Origin of the sequence: Acidovorax sp. FHTAMBA (assembly GCF_038958875.1) — a bacterium.
Taxonomy (GTDB): Bacteria; Pseudomonadota; Gammaproteobacteria; order Burkholderiales; family Burkholderiaceae_C; genus Acidovorax.
Map to the genome: position 1 here is coordinate 4,476,823 of NZ_CP152407.1, position 17,692 is coordinate 4,494,514.

General features: G+C 66.0%; 19 protein-coding genes. 10 read left to right on the forward strand and 9 right to left on the reverse strand.

Annotated elements, in window-relative coordinates; genetic code table 11:
* The first annotated feature begins 277 nt into the window (after positions 1 to 277).
* The 4 genes from AAFF19_RS20860 to AAFF19_RS20875 all read left to right on the forward strand — a co-directional run bounded on the left by AAFF19_RS20860 (position 278) and on the right by AAFF19_RS20875 (position 2,374).
* Entirely contained in the window at positions 278 to 487 is a 210-nt protein-coding gene (locus AAFF19_RS20860) for a hypothetical protein (RefSeq protein WP_034693023.1), read from the forward strand.
* Between the two features lie 118 nt (positions 488 to 605).
* The gene (locus tag AAFF19_RS20865; RefSeq protein ID WP_008903507.1) at positions 606 to 941 is read left to right on the forward strand and encodes an RNA-binding protein; all 336 of its coding nucleotides are present in this window, start codon (positions 606 to 608) and stop codon (positions 939 to 941) included.
* A 245-nt stretch (positions 942 to 1,186) separates the two neighbouring features.
* Positions 1,187 to 1,567, forward strand: coding sequence for a hypothetical protein (locus AAFF19_RS20870; protein WP_342720933.1), 381 nt, complete (start codon positions 1,187 to 1,189; stop codon positions 1,565 to 1,567).
* Complete coding sequence (locus AAFF19_RS20875; RefSeq protein ID WP_008903509.1) at positions 1,568 to 2,374, forward strand: hypothetical protein; 807 nt, start codon at positions 1,568 to 1,570, stop codon at positions 2,372 to 2,374. It begins immediately after the preceding gene.
* Positions 2,375 to 2,443: 69 nt separating this feature from the next.
* Here the strand turns inward: AAFF19_RS20875 and AAFF19_RS20880 are convergent, their stop codons facing one another.
* Complete coding sequence (locus AAFF19_RS20880) at positions 2,444 to 3,397, reverse strand: AEC family transporter (RefSeq protein ID WP_342720934.1); 954 nt, start codon at positions 3,395 to 3,397, stop codon at positions 2,444 to 2,446.
* 238 nt (positions 3,398 to 3,635) lie between these two features.
* Positions 3,636 to 4,904 (reverse strand): ABC transporter substrate-binding protein, encoded by a 1,269-nt coding sequence (locus tag AAFF19_RS20885; RefSeq protein WP_342720935.1) that lies wholly within the window; start codon positions 4,902 to 4,904, stop codon positions 3,636 to 3,638.
* 291 nt (positions 4,905 to 5,195) lie between these two features.
* On the opposite strand from AAFF19_RS20885, the gene AAFF19_RS20890 reads away from it, so the two are divergent.
* The 4 genes from AAFF19_RS20890 (at position 5,196) to AAFF19_RS20905 (ending at position 9,774) form a co-directional block, all read left to right on the forward strand.
* Positions 5,196 to 7,295, forward strand: coding sequence for a UvrD-helicase domain-containing protein (locus tag AAFF19_RS20890; protein WP_342720936.1), 2,100 nt, complete (start codon positions 5,196 to 5,198; stop codon positions 7,293 to 7,295).
* Positions 7,296 to 7,323: 28 nt separating this feature from the next.
* Positions 7,324 to 7,830, forward strand: a complete 507-nt coding sequence (locus AAFF19_RS20895; RefSeq protein WP_342720937.1) for a hypothetical protein — start codon at positions 7,324 to 7,326, stop codon at positions 7,828 to 7,830.
* A complete protein-coding gene (locus AAFF19_RS20900; protein ID WP_182120801.1) occupies positions 7,827 to 9,011 on the forward strand; it encodes a phospholipase A in 1,185 nt (394 codons plus the stop codon). Before AAFF19_RS20895 ends, AAFF19_RS20900 begins: the two co-directional genes overlap by 4 nt.
* A 373-nt stretch (positions 9,012 to 9,384) precedes the next feature.
* Complete coding sequence (locus AAFF19_RS20905; protein WP_342720938.1) at positions 9,385 to 9,774, forward strand: hypothetical protein; 390 nt, start codon at positions 9,385 to 9,387, stop codon at positions 9,772 to 9,774.
* An 89-nt stretch (positions 9,775 to 9,863) separates the two neighbouring features.
* On the opposite strand, the gene AAFF19_RS20910 is transcribed toward AAFF19_RS20905, so the two are convergent.
* Positions 9,864 to 10,343, reverse strand: coding sequence for a universal stress protein (locus AAFF19_RS20910; protein WP_008903516.1), 480 nt, complete (start codon positions 10,341 to 10,343; stop codon positions 9,864 to 9,866).
* Positions 10,344 to 10,452: 109 nt separating this feature from the next.
* On the opposite strand from AAFF19_RS20910, the gene tgt reads away from it, so the two are divergent.
* Positions 10,453 to 11,625 (forward strand): tRNA guanosine(34) transglycosylase Tgt, encoded by a 1,173-nt coding sequence (tgt, locus tag AAFF19_RS20915; RefSeq protein ID WP_342720939.1) that lies wholly within the window; start codon positions 10,453 to 10,455, stop codon positions 11,623 to 11,625.
* 189 nt (positions 11,626 to 11,814) lie between these two features.
* Here tgt and AAFF19_RS20920 read toward each other — a convergent pair whose 3' ends face one another.
* The 5 genes from AAFF19_RS20920 to AAFF19_RS20940 form a co-directional block, all read right to left on the reverse strand.
* Complete coding sequence (locus AAFF19_RS20920) at positions 11,815 to 12,210, reverse strand: DUF3597 domain-containing protein (protein ID WP_342720940.1); 396 nt, start codon at positions 12,208 to 12,210, stop codon at positions 11,815 to 11,817.
* Positions 12,211 to 12,294: 84 nt separating this feature from the next.
* The gene (locus AAFF19_RS20925) at positions 12,295 to 13,395 is read right to left on the reverse strand and encodes a serine endopeptidase (RefSeq protein WP_342720941.1); all 1,101 of its coding nucleotides are present in this window, start codon (positions 13,393 to 13,395) and stop codon (positions 12,295 to 12,297) included.
* 76 nt (positions 13,396 to 13,471) lie between these two features.
* Positions 13,472 to 14,266, reverse strand: coding sequence for a DUF2145 domain-containing protein (locus tag AAFF19_RS20930; RefSeq protein WP_342721876.1), 795 nt, complete (start codon positions 14,264 to 14,266; stop codon positions 13,472 to 13,474).
* Between the two features lie 71 nt (positions 14,267 to 14,337).
* Entirely contained in the window at positions 14,338 to 14,817 is a 480-nt protein-coding gene (locus AAFF19_RS20935) for a hypothetical protein (RefSeq protein ID WP_342720942.1), read from the reverse strand.
* A gap of 117 nt (positions 14,818 to 14,934) precedes the next feature.
* Positions 14,935 to 15,450, reverse strand: a complete 516-nt coding sequence (locus tag AAFF19_RS20940) for a YiaA/YiaB family inner membrane protein (RefSeq protein ID WP_342720943.1) — start codon at positions 15,448 to 15,450, stop codon at positions 14,935 to 14,937.
* Positions 15,451 to 15,705: 255 nt separating this feature from the next.
* Here AAFF19_RS20940 and AAFF19_RS20945 point away from each other — a divergent pair, with 255 nt between their 5' ends.
* Positions 15,706 to 16,887, forward strand: a complete 1,182-nt coding sequence (locus AAFF19_RS20945) for a saccharopine dehydrogenase NADP-binding domain-containing protein (RefSeq protein WP_342720944.1) — start codon at positions 15,706 to 15,708, stop codon at positions 16,885 to 16,887.
* Positions 16,888 to 16,955: 68 nt separating this feature from the next.
* Here AAFF19_RS20945 and AAFF19_RS20950 read toward each other — a convergent pair whose 3' ends face one another.
* A complete protein-coding gene (locus tag AAFF19_RS20950) occupies positions 16,956 to 17,651 on the reverse strand; it encodes a hypothetical protein (protein ID WP_342720945.1) in 696 nt (231 codons plus the stop codon).
* Between the last annotated feature and the right edge of the window lie 41 nt (positions 17,652 to 17,692).

Below are 17,692 nucleotides of genomic sequence, written 5' to 3' on the forward strand. Positions count from 1 at the left end.
ATTCGCACGCTGTCGGACGTGCGGGGTGGTTCATATAAAACTTCAAAGAATATAAATTTCAATTTAAATTCTTTTTGAGATATAATATTGGGCAGTTGCGGTCACCGCAGCGCCTGCTCAGGGTGGTCATTCGCTCTCTGCGGGTCGCCTTTTGCGACCTTTGTCGCCCAGTGGGTCTGTAGAGCTGCAGCCCACCGCGTCCCTTGATGCTCGCGCAGGCCGCCTCTTGCAGGGCCTGCGATCCCGATTGATCCAGATTTCACAGACCGCCATCTCCATGGGCTCTTTCGTCGTTTCGCCCACGACACACCCGACCGACTGCGGCCGCTTTCGCGCCTCCTTTTCGGTCCATCGCTCGCAGGGCAACGGCAGCTACTGCCGCGTGTTCCGCTTTGACCAGGCCTTTGCCTCGCGCGAAGCCGCCCGGCTCTTTGCCATCACCCAGGGCTGGCTGCAAACCTGCATGCAGCACCCGCCCCGATGCTGACGCACTGACCGGTGCGAGCGCAGCCCTCCCTTTTTCCCGCTGCGGGTTTCGCACCCGCAGCAACTTACCCCAACGGTGCGCCATTCGTTGCGCGCCATTTTTCAGAAAGGCTCTTTCCATGAGCAGCAAAATCTATGTGGGCAACCTGCCCTACTCCGTCACCGACGCCAGCCTTCAGAGCAACTTTTCGGAGTTTGGCGGCGTGTCCTCTGCCAAGGTCATGATGGACCGCGAAACCGGCCGCTCCAAGGGCTTCGGCTTTGTGGAAATGGCCAACGCCGAAGTGGCCCAGGCCGCCATCAGCGGTCTGCACGGCATGTCCGTGGACGGCCGCACGATCGTGGTGAACCTGGCCCGCCCGCGTGAAGAGCGCAGTGACGCTGGCGGCTACACCGCCAGCAAGCGCTCGGATGTGGGTTACGGCACCGGCGGCTACGGCGGCGGTCGCTACTGAAAACCGCGCCCCGCGTAGAAACCGGCTCTCTGGAGCCGGTTTTTTTTGCCCCGGCCGTAACTTTTGCCTGCCCGCGCAGAGCAGCCGACGGCATGGGGCACGCAGTACGCCATCTGCACGCCCCACGCTACCTCAGGTGGCCCAGGGCCGACTGAGCGCGGAAACCTGCCGCGTTGGGTGACAGCGATCCCCACACTGCCCGGCACCGCCGCCGTGCATACTCTGGGCGCTTTCCAACCCGCCTAATGAACCGCTACAAAGACTTTCTACCTCCGCTGTGGACAATCACTGCCGTCGCCGTGTCCACGTTGGCAACCAATTGGATCTGGGCCTCGTGGTTTGCCAAAGCGAAGGGCACCGGTCTCGCCGCGCTGCTGATTTACAGCATCTTCGGGTGGCCGCTGATGTTGGCAATGATCTATCTGATCCTCGGTTTTTCCCTCAAATGCTGCCAGGGCCTGTCCATGTTGCGCTGGGTGATCGTACTGGGCGTGATCGGAGCGGGCTTCGCCGTATTCGGCACGCCGGGTCTGTGGAATCTGCTCCTGTGCGCCGGCCTCACCATCGCCGTGGCGCTGCAGTCCTGGCGCACCGCGCAGGACGATGCTGACCTGGAGGACCTGTAGATGGCCGTCAAGGAGAAACCTCCGCACGGTCTGCTGGAGAGCTTTTCCGCGCCGCTGTGGGAAAGGCTGGGCTTGACGGCCGTGCAGCCGCAGTGGGTCGTGAAGAGCCAGCACCGCGGTTTTGACTGGATGGCGATCGAGCTTGACCACAGCGGCACGGGCTTTAGGCAAACGCGTGCCACCACCACAGTCTTTGCGGTGAAGCTACCGCGCAAGTCCCCGGACTGGTACCTGCCCAGCGATCGCATTCGCAGCGATCGCCAGGTGTGCGTGGACGACGCCTGGGTGTACGCGGGGGCGCTGGGCGAACAACCCCGAGTCCGCACCTGGACCCATTGGCTGGATCTTGCCGTGGACACGGCCGAGGAAGTGATCAGCACCGAAGGCATGCGCCGCGATGAAAGCCCGCAGCAAAAGGCGCAGCGGGCCGACGCCCCCAGCTGGAACGTGCACCACGGCAACCTGGTCTTGCTCTGGCTGGTGTCAATGGTGGTGTTCAGTTTTTTCAACGTGATGATGCTGTGGGAGGCCTATGGCGACTGGCAACACCACGGGGCCATCCTCCAATGTCACCCGAAGACCCGCATGGGCACCCATCTGCAGGGCTGGAAGGCCTGGGCCTACGCCGCTTCTCTGGCGGCCCCGCTGCTGATCGTGGTCAAGGCCCTGTACACCATGGCTACGCGCGTTTACAGGCCGGGCTTCGCTTTGCAGATCTGCGTTGAAGGGGCGCTGTGGGTGGGCGCGATGTACGCGCTGCACCACGCCCGGGAGGCCCTGGTTCAATCAGTGCGCCATGCCTGCTGAATGCAGTTCCAGGCATTTAGGCCTCCAGCGCTTATCTGGCAAGCGCCTTCAGCTATAAAAACAAAAGCATCAGGTCAACAGCGTCACCGCCGCCGAAAAACTCAGGAACGCCAGCGCGGTGGACACCAGAATGATCCGCGCCACACGCCCGTTGTTGGCACCGAACTTCTCGGCCAGCAGCGAGACATTGCTGGCGCTGGGCAGGGCCGCCAGCAGCACCAGCACCGTAAGGGCAAACGGCGTGAGCGGCACCCCCATGGCGATGGCGGCGGTGCCCGCGCACCACACCAGCAGCGGGTGCACCAGCAGCTTGGCCAGCGCCACGGGCACGTAGTCGCGCGCCGGTACGCGCTCGTGCTGGTTCATCTGCGAGCGCGCCAGCACCGCGCCAATGGTGAACAGCGCCACCGGCGAGGCTGCGTCGGCCAGCATGGCCACGGTTTTGTCCACCGGGCCGGGCAGCTGGAACTGCAGGGCCGAGGCCAGCGCACCCAGCGCAATCGACCACGGCATGGGGTTGGTGGCCATGCCCCTGAAGGCGTTGCGCAATGCCACGCCCACGCCGTGGGTGCCCGCCCCATCCAGGCGCGACAGCGCAATGCACAGCGAACTGGTGATGACCATGTCCACCACGATGGTCACGATGGCCGGGCCCGCGGCCTGCGCGCCCAAAAGGGCCACCAGCAGCGGCACGCCCATGAAGCCGGTGTTGGGGAAGGCGGCCACAAGGGCGCCAAAGGCAGCGTCGTTCCAGCCGATGCGCGCGTTGCGCGTGAGCGCCACCGTGGCGCCCACCATGACCAGGGCACACACCACATAGACGCCCGCCACAGCCGGGTCCAGCAGCTGCCCGATGGGCGTGCTGGCGCCAAAGCGGTACAGCATGCAGGGCAGCGCAAAGTACAGCACGAAGGCGTTGAGCCCGGGGATGGCCGGTTGCGGCAGCACGCCGCGCCGCGCAGCGAGATAGCCGCAGAGCACGAGCGCGAAGAAGGGGAAGGTGATGAGAAGGACGGATAGCACGGACCCATTTTCCTTGCTGCGCCTGCGGCCGGGGTTCGCGGCGCCCGGTGTGGTCAGCGCAAAGTCAGACGGGGGTCATCGCACACAACGCATGCAGGAGAAGCAAAACGCACCTCGGCATCTCCACGGATTTGCATTCAACCGGATAACCAGGCGGGGAGCCGCAGACAGTGCTGTAGCACGGCAAGGCTCCCTCCACACCCAAGAAGGACGTTAGCCGGTTGAAGGCAAATCCGCGTCACTGCTTGCGCTGGATGATGAGGTTGCGCTTGGCATCCTCGGGGTAGGCAAAGGTGATGGCGCCGTTCTTGACCATGCCGATGATCAGCATGTTGCGCGTGATGGCGTCCTTGTCCTGCACGCTGAAGGGTTTGTCGTAGGTGGAGACCACGCCGTAGTAGGTTTTCATCTTGCCTTCCAGCGATTCCTTGATGGCCTTGCCCGTGAGGTTGCCATCGCGGATGCCGAGGAACGAATACATCAGCAGGTAGGTAGCGTCATAAGCGTTGGCCGCGGCCATGGGCACGGCCATACGGCCCTGGAATTTGCGCGAATAACTGGACAGGAAGGCGGCGCGCCGCTCGTTGCTGGGCTCGGCAATGAAGGTCTGCACGGCCAGCGCGCCTTCGGCCGCGTCCTTGGCGCCGTCGATGAAAAACGGGAAGGACAGCGTCCAGCCGCCCACCTGGGGCACCTTCCAGCCGAGCGCCTTCTTGCCGTTGGCGATGGCGGCGTTCTCGGGCCCCACGGTGTAGCTGAAGATCACGTTGGCACCGGCATTGCGGGCGGCCGTGAGCTCGGCCGTGAGGTCCTTCACGCCCAGCGCGAAGCGGGCCACGTAGGCGGGCTTGAGCTTCTTGTCCTCCAGTGCCGCCACCACATCCTTGTAGCCACCCTCGCCGTAGCCCGTGGTGTCGGCAAAGATGGCCACCTTGTCCCAGCCGCGTTTGACGATGTCGTCCACCATGAAAGGCGCCTGCAGCGCGTCGCGTGCCTGCACGCGAAACACGTAGCTGTCGGCCGGGGGGTACTTGGCCGTCACCTCCGTACCGGCGGAGCAGGGCACGATCAGCGGCGTCTTCGAATCCTGGAACAGGTCGATGGACTTCATCGCCACACCCGTGTTGCAAAAGCCGATGGCGGCGACCACCTTTTCCTGCACCAGCTCCTGCGACACCTTGCGCCCCTGGTCCGGGGTGGCGGCGTCGTCCTTGATGACCAGCTCCAGCGGCCGGCCCAGGTAGCCGCCCACGGCATTGATCTCGTCCACCGCGAGCTTGATGCCGTTGAGCATGGGCACGCCAAAGTCCGCCGAAGGCCCGGTGAACGGCCCCACGACCCCGATGCGCACCGGGTTGGCGCCGCCGCCCTGCTGGGCCAGCACTGGCCCGGGCAAGAGCGTGCCCGCAGCCAGCATGCAGCCCGCCGTTGCGGTGACCACCGCCCGGAGCCGCGTGCGGGCGGTGTGCGCAAAGGCCTTCGAAGAGAACGTGACAAACGCGATCATGGTGATGGGCCTGTAAAACGCCGCCCGCAGGGTCCGGGCGCCGGGATGAACGGAAGCTGCCAGTATCAAAGTGTGACAACCCACTCCGCCAGCGGGGTTTCCCGAACCGGGGCGCAGTCCTGCGGTGCCTGCGCCCGCAACCGCCTGGCCCGGCGCTTGTTGCGTCAGCACGGTGTCAGGTGCGAGGCGGGCCACGGCAGCACGCCGGTATCATTGCGCGCTTCGCTGGCGCACACGGTGCCAGATGCGCCACCCCTCCCCTCTCCCTGGTTCCCTTCGCCCCCCTTTCGCATGTCCGCCGGTCTCAATCTCGCCCAGCTCCAGGCTGTCCATTACACCGACGGTGCCTGCCTGGTGCTGGCCGGCGCGGGCTCGGGCAAGACGCGCGTGATCACGCAGAAGATTGCGCACATGATCGAAAAGGGCATGGACCCCCGGCGGATCGCGGCCATCACCTTCACCAACAAGGCGGCAGCCGAAATGCGCGAGCGCGCCAAGGGCCTCATCGGTCGCCGCGCCAAGGACGTGCTGGTGTGCACCTTCCACGCCCTGGGCGTGCGCATGGTGCGCGAGGACGGCGCGGTGCTGGGCCTCAAGCCCCAGTTCAGCATCATGGATGCCGACGATGTGACGGGCATCCTGAAAGACGCTGCCGGCGGCACCACCGACCTGGCCACCGCACGCCAGTGGCAGTGGACGATCAGCAAGTGGAAGAACATGGGCCTGAACGCCGAGCAGGCGCTGACACAGGCGGCCGACGACAGCGAACGCAGCATTGCGGTGCTGATGGCACGGTACGAGGAACGCCTGGCGGCCTACCAGAGCGTGGACTTTGACGACCTGATCGGCATGCCGCTCAAGCTCCTGCGCGACTTCCCCGAGGTGCGCGCCAAGTGGCAGGCGCAGCTGGGCCATGTGCTGGTGGATGAGTACCAGGACACCAATGCCACGCAGTACGAACTTTTGAAGCTGCTGGTGGGCGAACGCGGCCACTTCACCGCCGTCGGCGACGATGACCAGAGCATCTATGGCTGGCGCGGCGCCACGCTGGACAACCTCAAGAAGCTGCCCATCGACTTTCCAGAGCTCAAGGTCATCAAGCTGGAGCAGAACTACCGCTCCACCAGTGCCATCCTGCGCGCGGCCAACAACGTGATCGGGCCCAACCCCAAGCTGTTCCCCAAGACGCTGTTCAGCGAACTGGGCGAAGGCGAGCCCGTGCGCGTGGTCGATGCCGACACCGAAGAGCACGAGGCCGAGCGCGCCGTGGCCCGCATCCAGAGCCTGCGCGCTGCAGCCAACCCGCCGCCGGACTGGAAGAGCTTTGCCATTCTGTACCGCGCCAACCACCAGGCCAAGCCGTTCGAAAAAGCGCTGCGCAAGGCCAACATCCCGTACAAGGTGTCGGGCGGCACGAGCTTTTTTGACCGGGCGGAAATCAAGGACCTGTGCGCCTGGTTTCGCCTGTGGATCAACAACGACGACGACCCGGCGTTTTTGCGCGCCATTGGCAGCCCCAAACGCGGCATCGGCCACACCACGCTGGCCGCTTTGGGCGCGTTTGCCACGCAGCACAAGCAAAGCATGTTTGGCGCGCTGTTCAACGGCATGCTGCCGGCGGCCGTGCCCAAGCGCGCGCTGGATGGCCTGCACGAGTTCGGCCGCTACATCAACGACCTGGAGCACCGCGCCCGCCACACGCACGGCGCCGAAGATGCGCGCGCCTTCCTGGCCGACTGGCTCAAGGAAATAGGCTACGAGCAGCACCTGTACGACGGCGAAGACAGCGAAAAGGTGGCCGCCGCCCGCTGGAGCAATGTGCTGGAGTTCTGCGACTGGATGGCCCAGCGCGCGGGCGGGCAGATTGACGACACGGCGGGCGCCGTGGTGGCCAGGGAGACCAAAAGCCTGCTGGAGGTGTCGCAGACCATCGCGCTGCTCTCGACCATCAGCGAGCGCGAGCAGGAGCAGGACATGGTCACGCTTTCGACCCTGCACGCCAGCAAGGGGCTGGAGTGGCCGCACGTCATTCTGGTGGGCGTGACCGAGGGCATGCTGCCCTTCAAGCTCGACGACGACGAAGGCCGCCAGCACAAGGTGAGCGACGACACCCTGCAGCGCCTGCAGGAAGAGCGCCGCCTGATGTACGTGGGCATCACCCGCGCCCAGCGCACCCTGGCCGTGAGCTGGACAAAAAAGCGCAAGAAGGGCCGCGAGATGGTGGCCGCGCAGCCCAGCCGCTTCATCGCCGAAATGGGCCTGGACAAGACCACCGCCCGCGAAGACCCGCGCGAAAAGCTCAAGGCCCTGCGCGCCGAATTTGCCGCCAGGGCGCAGGCCACCAGTGCCGTCCACGCGGCTGCCGCAGCGCACCCGGCGCCCACGAACTGACGCCCCGAAGCACACTCCACCGCAGCCCATGGCGCACCGCTCCTTCTTGCCACCCCACCCCGCCCTGGGCGCCATCGCTTTGGTTTTGATAGCTATCAGCGCTTATCCTACAAGCGCCAGCGGCCAAAATGCCCCAAAATCCACCACCGCCGCCTGCCCGGCTGCGGCAGACCTGGACCACCGGCACCTGCAGGGCCGCTGGCTGGCGCAGCTGCAAGGCACCGCGCCGGACACCCCTGGCGCCAGCGCCACACTGCAGCTGGACCCGCACCCCGAACTGGCACAGAGCGTGCGTGGGACGGTGCAGCGCAACGGCACCACCGCGCAGGTCAGCGGTGATGTCGATGGGGGCGAGCTGACCCTGGAAGAATCGATCAACGGCACGAACATCAGCGCCACCTGGACAGGCCAGGTGGTCGATGGAAGTTGCGGCAAGGAAATACGCGGAACATGGAACAACGCAGCACCCACCCCTTCGGCGCCCCCGGCACCGCCCATCCCGTTCGTACTGCGCAAGCAGGCGGGGTGGCAATGAACCGCGCCCAGGCCCCGCGCCCGCGCCCCGGCCGCCTGCAGCACGCCATGGCCCTGGTGATTGCAGCACTGGCACCCACCGGAGCCGTGCTGGCGCAGGCGGCCCCGGACGGCAACGCCGGCACCGCAGACAGCGCGCTGCGCCGCTGCACCGCGCTGAGCAACGACAACCAGGCGCGCCTGGCCTGCTTTGACCAGTGGGCCGCCCAGCAGGCCTGGCAGGCGCCGGCAGCCTCGGCCGAAGCTGCCGCAGCCGTTCCGCCGCCTGTGGACGCCACACTGCCTGCAACCCGCGTCATTGATGTGGCCCGCACTGACGGCTGCCGCGACCCGCAGTACAGCGACCTCTCGCGCTTCTGGGAACTGGAGTCGGGCAGCGACTGCGGCACCTTCAGCTTTCGCGGCTACCGGCCCATCACGGTGTCTGTGGTGGGCGCCAGCAACGTGAACCGCCAGCCCACCTCGGATGCCGACGGCAACTCGGCCGCCGAATCCACCCCCTACCGCCGCGCGGAAAACCGCATCCAGCTGTCGGTGCGCACCAAGATCGCGCAAGGCCTGCTCACGCAGGGGCATCCCACACTCAAGGATTCGGTGTGGTTTGGCTACACGCAGCAGTCGTACTGGCAGCTGTTCACGCCCGAAATCTCGCGCCCGTTCCGCGCCACCGACCACGAGCCCGAGGTGATGTATGTCTACCCCACCACGGCGCAGCTGCCTTTTGGCTGGAAGTGGCGCTACAGCGGCATCGGGCTGGTGCACCAGTCCAATGGCCAGAGCAAGCCACTGTCGCGCAGCTGGAACCGCATGTACCTGATGACCGGCATGGAACTGGGCAACCGCGTCAGTGTGAACGCCCGTATCTGGAAGCGCATCCCCGAAAGCTCGGGCAGCGACGACAACCCGGGCATCAGCGACTATGTGGGCCGCGGCGAGCTGTCGGCCTTCTGGAACTACGACAAGGACAACACTTTCGGCGCCACGCTGCGCCATTCTCTGGCCAGCAGTGACCGGGGCTCGTTGCGCCTGGAGTGGCTGCAGACGCTGGGCACCGGCCTGTTCGGCGGCAAGAGCAACCTGCGCCTGCACACGGCGCTGTTCAGTGGCTATGGCGACAGCATGATCGACTACAACCGCAAGCGCACCGTGTTCAGCGTGGGGTTGAGTCTGGTGGATTTTTAAGCAGGTACGTCCCCCTGAGGCGCTGCGCGCCTTCCCCCTTCTCTCGAATCGCTGTGCGATTCGGGAAGGGGGACGCAGCCCTTGCTGCGGGGCGGCCCTTGCTTGGCTGCCCTCGCCTGGTGCGCGCCAGTCTCGACGGCCACGTGCCTTGCCAGGCAATACCAATAGTGGGCACCCGACATTGCTCACAACTCGTTACGACATCGTCCTCAAGTTTCTTTGGATGGCGCCGACGTGCCGCCACAATGACACGCGCACAGAAACCGGCATGGCCCTTTGTGAAGGGCTCCCAAAAAGAGCCCCTTTCCCACCGTTTTACCTGCCATTGCCTGCAGCGTGCCCCTCGACAATGCCGACAAAGAGGAACACACCCATGGACATGCAATACCAGCTCAAGGCAGGCAGCTACTACCTGTATGACATGCGCGAGGCGCCCAGCGCGGTGACGGGTGAGCGCCGCTTCAAGCTCAAGACCGACACGGTGGCCATTGCGTTCGACAAGCACACGGGCGAGGTGCACCAGCATGGCAGCCCCACGCGCATCCAGTCGTGGGCCAACAACACCCGCCGCCGCCTGCGCGCTGCCGGGGCGCAGGACGTGGCCAATGACATCGTGGTGGTGTCGGGCCCGCTGCCGGTGGACGAACTCAACAAGTGCCTGTGGGTGCGCGGCTATGTGCGCCGCATGTTCTCGCGCCTGGCCACGCTGCCGCACGGCAAGCTGCAACGGCCTACGGCCGAGCCGTTTCGCAAGGCGGCCTGATCACGCCGCCGCCTCCCGCTCCCGATACCCACAAGGGCCGCACTCAGCGGCCCTTGTCGTTTCTGCATCCACCGGCCGGGCCGGGGCGCTCAGGCCGCTGCGTCTTCGGGCGTATCGGCTTCGTCGGCCTCCAGCACCTCGGCATGTTTGACGATGGTCACCGGCACCGGACTGCTGTGCGCCACCTCCTGCGAGACAGAGCCCAGCAGCGCGCTGGTGATCGCCCCCTGCCCCTTGGCGCCGATGATGACCATGTCGCACCCGGAGCGCTCGATCATGTCCACCAGCGTGTGCGCCACATCGCCCACACCCACATCGGTTTCATAAGCCACCCCGGCCGCGTCGAGCAGTGCGCGCGCCGACGCCATGAGATGGTCACCCGCCTGCAGGCTGGCAGCGGCGATCAGGTCGGGGTCGCGGGTGGTCACCAGCTCGTACAGCGTGGCGGGCTCCTGTACGTTGGCCAGCACGATCGACGCCTTGAGCCCCTGGCGCACCAGCGCCAGCGCATGGTGCACACCATCCAGCGAGAGTTCGGAGCCGTCTACGGCGATGAGGATTTTGAGCATGGTGTTCTCCTTGTAGTACCTTGGTCCAGTGTAGCCACGGCGTCGCCCAAACCCCATCCATAACCTTGAGCGGGATCAGGCAAGCCTGTCTGGGACAATGCGCCCCATCATGCTGCAGTTCGACCTCCTCAAAACCGACCCCTCCAGCCACGCACGCCGTGGCCAGCTCACGCTCAACCACGGCGTGGTGCAAACCCCCATCTTCATGCCCGTGGGCACCTATGGCACCGTCAAGGGCGTGATGCCCCGCAGCCTGCACGACATGGGCGCGCAGATCATCCTGGGCAACACCTTCCACCTGTGGATGCGCCCGGGCCTCGACGTGATGCAGAGCTTTGGCGGCCTGCATGGCTTTGAAAAGTGGGACAAGCCCATCCTCACCGACTCCGGCGGTTTCCAGGTCTGGAGCCTGGGCGCCATGCGCAAGATCACCGAAGAAGGCGTGACCTTTGCCAGCCCCGTCAACGGCGACAAGCTCTTCATGTCGCCCGAGGTGAGCATGCAGATCCAGACCACGCTCAACAGCGACATCGTGATGCAGCTCGACGAGTGCACGCCGTACGAGACCAAGGGCCACAAGACCACCGAGGCAGAGGCTCGCAAGAGCATGGAAATGAGCCTGCGCTGGGCCAAGCGTTCGCGCGATGAATTCCAGCGGCTGGAGAACCCCAACGCCCTCTTTGGCATCGTGCAGGGCGGCATGTTCAAGAACCTGCGCCAGGAGTCGCTGGAGCGCCTGGTCGAGATGGACTTCCCCGGCTACGCCGTGGGCGGCGTGAGCGTGGGCGAGCCCAAGGACGAGATGCTGGACATCATGGCCCACACGCCCCACCGCCTGCCCGCGCACAAGCCCCGCTACCTGATGGGCGTGGGCACGCCCGAAGACCTGGTGCAGGGGGTGGCCGATGGCGTGGACATGTTCGACTGCGTGATGCCCACGCGCAACGCACGCAACGGCACGATGTTCACGCGCTTTGGCGACCTGAAGATCCGCAACGCACGCCACAAGGCCGACCACAAGCCCATGGACACCAGCTGCACCTGCTACGCCTGCGCGGGCAGTTCGGGCGTGTCGTGGGACGACGGCGGGCGCGAGGGCTTCAGCCGCGCCTACCTGCACCACCTGGACCGCTGCGGCGAAATGCTGGGCCCCATGCTGACCACCGTGCACAACCTGCACTACTACCTGAGCCTGATGCGCGAGGTGCGCGAGTCGCTGGACGCAGGCACCTTTGCCCAGTTCCGTGCGCAGTTCAAGGCAGACCGGGCACGGGGCGTTTGACAGCGCCGCCCGGCACATCGGGCAAGACGCAGGATTTGCTATTTATTTAATAGCTTAAAGCGCTTTTCAGACAAGCGGCGCAGCCCAAAAATCGACTGATTTCAGCTCCCCCGGCATGACGCCTGGGCAAAAAAAACACCTGCCGCTCCGATGGCAGGTGCTTTCCCGGCGCACGCGAGGAGGCGCCGTTCAGTCGCGCAGATCGGGCGGCAGCGAGCCGCCGTTGGCGGCGATGCTGCGCATCACCTGCTTGTGCAGCCAGATATTCCACGCGGCCGAGCCGGGCTCGTCATTTCCGTTGTAGAAAAGCTCGACCGCCAGCTCCTTGCGCGCGGCCAGGCTGCTGTCCAGGCCCAGGAGCTTGAGCAGGTCCACGATGGAGGTACGCCAGTTGAGTGCCTTGGCGCCGGGCATCGCGTCCAGAATCGGCGCCACATCCCCCAGGGGGATCGGGGCCGGCCCGGCAGGGGCGGCCGGGGCAGCGGGGGCGCTGGCGGCGGCTGGCGCTGCAGGGGGTGCTACCACCACTTCAGCGGCATTGGCGGAGGGAAAAATCTTGGAAAAAATCTTGGAAAAAAAGCCCATGGTTGCTCCCGGTTGTGGTGTTGAAAATAAAGGCAAGCCAGACGGCGGCACGCCGGAGCAAGCCCCGGGTGCGCAGCCTTTGTATCACGCCCCTGTGGCAGGTGGTGTTGCAGAAGGTGTTGAGGCGGGCGTCCCGGGTGTCGGCTGCGCTGGCTGGCTGGCCGTTCCGCAGGCGTGGCAAAAGCGTGCAAACGCGCTCTTGCGGGTAGTGCAGGCGCCGCAGTGGTCGAACAGGCCAATGCCGCAGTGGGGGCAGAAGTCGATCTTCTCGTTTTTCAGGTCCACCGGGCGCTCGCAGCCCGGGCATACGCTCTTGGCCAGGCGGGCCAGCGCCACGTCGTAGCCCAGCTCCTTGCGGCGCTCCTGGTCGGGCAGGGTTTCGGCCAGCTTCTGGCGCTCCAGATAGCGGTTGAGTGCCTGGATGGCATAGCGCCCCACCACGGCCGTGATCGCAATGCCCACCACGTAGCGCACGTAGCCGCCATAGCTGGGCAGGTAGGGCACCAGCTCCACAAAGAACGCAAACAGCGCGAAGAAGATGAAGCCCCACACAAACGGCCAGTAGGTGCCCTTGCGCTTTCTGACGAATAGCCAGCCCGCGATGGCCAGCAGCGGCAGCGTGAGGGCCAGGCGGTACAGGAACACCCTGAGCTCGACCTTGCGGCGCTCGGCCTCCAGCTTCACGTAGCCGTCGGCTTCCATCTGGTGGAGCTCCTCTTGCCGCGCCGCGGCGGCCTGGCGGGCATCGAGCGCTGCCTGCTGCTGCGCCTCCACAGCCTGCTGCGTCTTGCGCTCGGCCAGCTTGAGCACATCCAGCGCGTGCGTGCGCGCCAGCACTTCGGGGTCCTGGTCGGCGCGCTGCGTAGCGCTGCGGGTGGACAGCCAGTTGTTGAAGCTCTCCCGCTCGGCCTGCACCTCGCTGCGCACCTTGCTGCGCTGCAGCTGGGCCTGCTCCAGCGCGGTCTGCGCGTCCTGCTCGGCCTGGCGCGCTTCCTTGACCTGGGCACGCAGCTTCTCGGCCGCCGGCTGGTCGAGGAAGTCGTCCACGCGCAACGGGGTTTCGACCTTGGGCAGGTCTCCCACGATGGTGCCCCCCAGGCCGATCAGGAAACTGGCAAACACCAGCGCCACCAGCCAGAGGCCCCGACGAAACCATTTTTCGGAAAGCCGCAGTGATTTGCTCATGAACATTTCCCTCGTTGAATACTATTTATTTGATAGCTGCTCGCGCTTATCCAATAAGCGCTGGAGGCCATTTTTATCAGTTTTTAGCGGTAACGACCACCGGCGCCGCCGCCATCTGTGCGCGCTGCAGCCAGGCCATCACCGAATCCACGGTGACGGTTTCGATGCGATCGGAAAAGCGCTTGTCGTTGGGGTGGTCGTCAAATGCAATGTTGGCCGACCCTACGCGCCCGCCCATCCGCGTGAGCGCGCCGAGCTTGAGCGTGGTGGGCTCGTAGCCCTTGAACTGCAGCCACGCCTGCGCCTGGTCCCGCGTGCGCACGGTGGCGGGCTCCATGGCCAGGGCCAGGGTCTCTACCGCCCATTGGTTGGACTGCTGGTATTTGCGGCCCCACACGTAGCTGACCATGCTGTAGGGCTGGTGCTGCAGCGAGCGGGTAAGGCCTTTGTCCTGCAGCACGGCCAGCAGGCGCTGCTGCACCTCGGGCGTGGGCAACGCGTACACCGCCTCGAAGCGCCACAGGTCGTCCAGGAAGAACTCGCCCAGGCCCTGGCGGTACAGGTGGCCCACGGCCGTGCCACATTCGTTGAGCTTGTGCGCCACGCGCCACGGGCCTTCGGCCGTCTTGTACGCCCAGCCCATGTGCGAGTAGCGCAGGCCGTATTTCGTCAGGTCCTGCCCCGCGCGGCCCAGCGCCACCACCCTGGCCCCGGACCTGGCGTGTTCGGCATCCAGTGCGGCCGAGGTCTGCGCGGCCAGTTGCATGCCGCGCTCGATCACCTGGGGAGGCACGGGCTTGCGCGATTCGCAGGAGCGGCCGGCGTGGGCTGATTCGGTGGCAAAAAGACCGGCACCTGCCAGGAAAACCATGCCCAAGACGGCAGGGATGCGCTGCGCAGGGGTGCAGGCAGAAAGTAGTGCACAGTTCATGCCCACGCTCCTTACAGGCGCTCGTTGTGCAGCAACGCACGGCCGATGGCGTTGGGCACAAACGCAATCGCCTCGCCCGCGGCCGACAGGATCACGCCCGTGCCAATCACGCTGCAGGTGACCACCGTACCCACCGCATAGGCCGAGGCCGCCACACCCCGGCCGGCCACCTCCACACTCACCTGTGCGCCGTCAGAAGCCCGTTCAAGCAGGTAGACGGTGCCCACGGCCGAGGCCTCCACAGCCTTCACGGACAGCACCGCGCCGCCCACCGACAAGACCGCAGGCACCGCCACCACCGCGCCTGCGGCGGTAGAGGCCACCGAAGCTGTACCCACGACGGAAGCGACAGGCAGCAGCGAGAGCGCCGCCGACGCCTCGCTCTGGGCGCGGGCCGGAAGCACGGCCACCGCACACAGCAGGCCCGCAGCCAGCAACCCGCGGGCCAGCGCGGCGCGCGCGCTGCGGTGATGAAAAAGGGACAGGGACATGGTTTCACTCCTCCTAGATTTTGAATGCCCTGGCGCACAGCAACGGCGACAGGGCTGGGTCTCGTTTCACTCCCGCCCGGGAGCATCGCCCAGGCCGGGTGCTGCGGCGCGAAGATGTCAGTTGGCGTTGTTACCAGACGTAGCCGCCCCGGCAGCGTTGGCAGCGGTCGCGGCAGTGGCCTCACGGCGGCCCTGCAGGCGGGCTTCGGCCAGGTCGGCCTCGTGGCGGTCGCGCAGCATCTTGGCCAGAGTGAACGCGGTGGTGATCAGGTACAGCCAGCTCACGCCCAGAAAAGCCTTGTACGTCACGTTGATCTCCATGCCGAGCAGGCCCCAGCCCGTCAGGCCCATGGCCACCGCAAAGCCGCCCCACACCACCAGCTTCCACAGGGGCGTGTCCCCTGCGCCGCGGCGTGTGGCGCTCTCGTTATCGCGCACAAACTTGGCCAGCACGAAGGCGGCCGAGAGGCAGAACACATAGCCCATCACCATGAACGCCTGCTCCAGCTGCGAGCCCGGCAACCAGGCCAAGCCCACCGCACACAGAAACACCGCAATACCGAACGAAACCCACACCTGAAGCTGCCAGGCACGGGTGTCACGCTGCACGATGAGGGAAGAGGTGTAAGACATACAAGGGTGAGGGCCACACGGGCCTGGGTTGAACACGGAGCGAATGGTGACGGCACTGTTTGCGGGTGTCCGCGTCCGGGTACCGCAGTGGCCCCGCACCGGCTGATTGGTATCGAATTGCGATACTTTTTGCCACCCAACCCCGTTCAACAGCCGCATCAGGCGCCAGAACATGGGCGACAGACGGCGCTGCGCTTGTCTCCCACAATCGCGGCCACGCCACCGCTGGCACCACTTCACGGAGACCCACCGACCATGACCACCACCAAGCCCTTTGACCTCGTCGTCCACGGCGCCACCGGCTTCACCGGTCGCCTGGTGGTCGAATACCTGCTGCAGCGCTACCCCGCCGGCAGCGGCCTGCGCTGGGCCATGGGCGGGCGCAACGCCGACAAGCTGGCCGCCGTGCGCGACGAGCTGGGCGCCCCGGCCGATACCCCGCTGGTCGTCACCGACACCAGCAATCCCGTCAGCCTGCAGGCACTGATGGACGCTACGCGCCTGGTGCTGACCACAGTGGGCCCCTACCAGCTGTATGGCAATGACCTGGTGGCTGCCTGCGCCAAGGCCGGTGTGGACTATGTGGACCTGTGCGGTGAACCGGCGTGGATGCGCCAGATGATCGACGCGCATGAAGCCGCCGCCAAAGCCAGCGGCGCGCGCATCGTGTTCTCGTGCGGGTTCGACTCGATCCCGTTCGACATGGGCGTGTTCCTGCTGCAAAAGGAATTCCGCCACCGCTTCGGCCACCCCGCCCCGCGCGTGCGCGGCCGGGTGCGCAAGATGAAGGGCACGTTCTCGGGCGGCACCGCCGCCAGCCTCAAAGCCACCATGGCGGCCGCTGCCACCCAGCCCGGGGTGCTGGACCTGCTGAAAAACCCCTTCTCGCTCACCCCCGGGTTTGAAGGCCCGCGCCAACCCTCGGGCCACAAGCCCATGGTGGATGAGGCATTAGGCGAAGGCATCTGGGTGGCTCCCTTCGTGATGGCCGCCATCAACACGCGCAACGTGCACCGCTCCAACTTCCTGCTGCAGCACGCCTACGGCGCTGACTTTGTGTACGACGAAATGCTGATCACCGGCCCCGGCGAAAAGGGTGAGGCGGTTGCCAACGCGGTGGCAGGCGACAAATCGCTGGGCTCAGACAAAGGCCCCAAGCCCGGCGAAGGCCCTTCACGCGAGGAGCGCGAGAACGGGTGTTACGACGTGCTGTTTTTGGGCAGCGACGCCACAGGCAACACCTTGCGCGTGGGCGTGGCGGGCGACCGGGACCCGGGCTATGGCTCCACTTCCAAGATGATCACCGAGGCGGCGGTGTGCCTGTTGCAGGAGGCTACCGAAACCCCCGGCGGCATCTGGACCACGTCACCCGCCATGGGTGACAGGCTGATCGCACGGCTGCAGGCCAATGCGGGATTGACGTTCGCCGTGGAGTGACAGCGTTTGAACGCCGTGCGCTGCATCGCAGGCACAAGCCCGGTATTGCGCTGGAACGCCCGTGCCCATCATCCGCTGGGCCGGGCGCAATGCCTTTGCTTACCGGCTGTCGCGTTTGCCCAGGGCGCGGCGCACGCTGGCGCCCTGGTGCGCATGGATGGCAATATGCCGGGCGCCTGCTTGAGCGGATTGCCGCGCAGCGCGGAGGGAACGAGGTCGGTGGGCGCAGGGGCCACTGGCGCCTGCGCCTTGCCATTGGGGGTGGGGGCCTTGTCCGAGGGTGCCTTGGCGCTGCGCGGCGTAGGGGCACCGGCAGTGCGTTTTGCGGCGCGGCTCGGCACAGCCGCCTTGGTGTCAGCTTGCGGCCTGGCGGGTTTTCCGGCCTCTGCGGCGGCGCCGCGGCTTTGAGGGGCCTTCCGGGCGCTTGCAGCGGCGACCGCTTCGCGCGCCTGCTTGGCCTCCAGCTGGGAAACTCGGGCCTCAAAGCGGTCCAGTAGCTCTTGGAGGATGTCTGCCTTGCGCTGCGTGCGCGCGTTGTCGGCGCCGACCGGTGACCGGCCCTGGGTGGTGGAGGCGGAACGCACCGACACCGTCTGGCGGCGGTAGAGATCGCGGTATTTGTCGCGCAGCGTCCGCGTGCGGGTGACCTTGCCGCGCAGGCGGGCCAGCGTCAGCGCCTTGATGGGCTCGGCGCGGCTTTGGTCAAACAGTTCCAGCTCGGCGGCGGTGAGAAGGGGGCGGGCCTGGGTAATGGTGGTTGCCATGGTCGGTCTCCTTTGCATTGCGTGGGCAAAGAACTGACCGT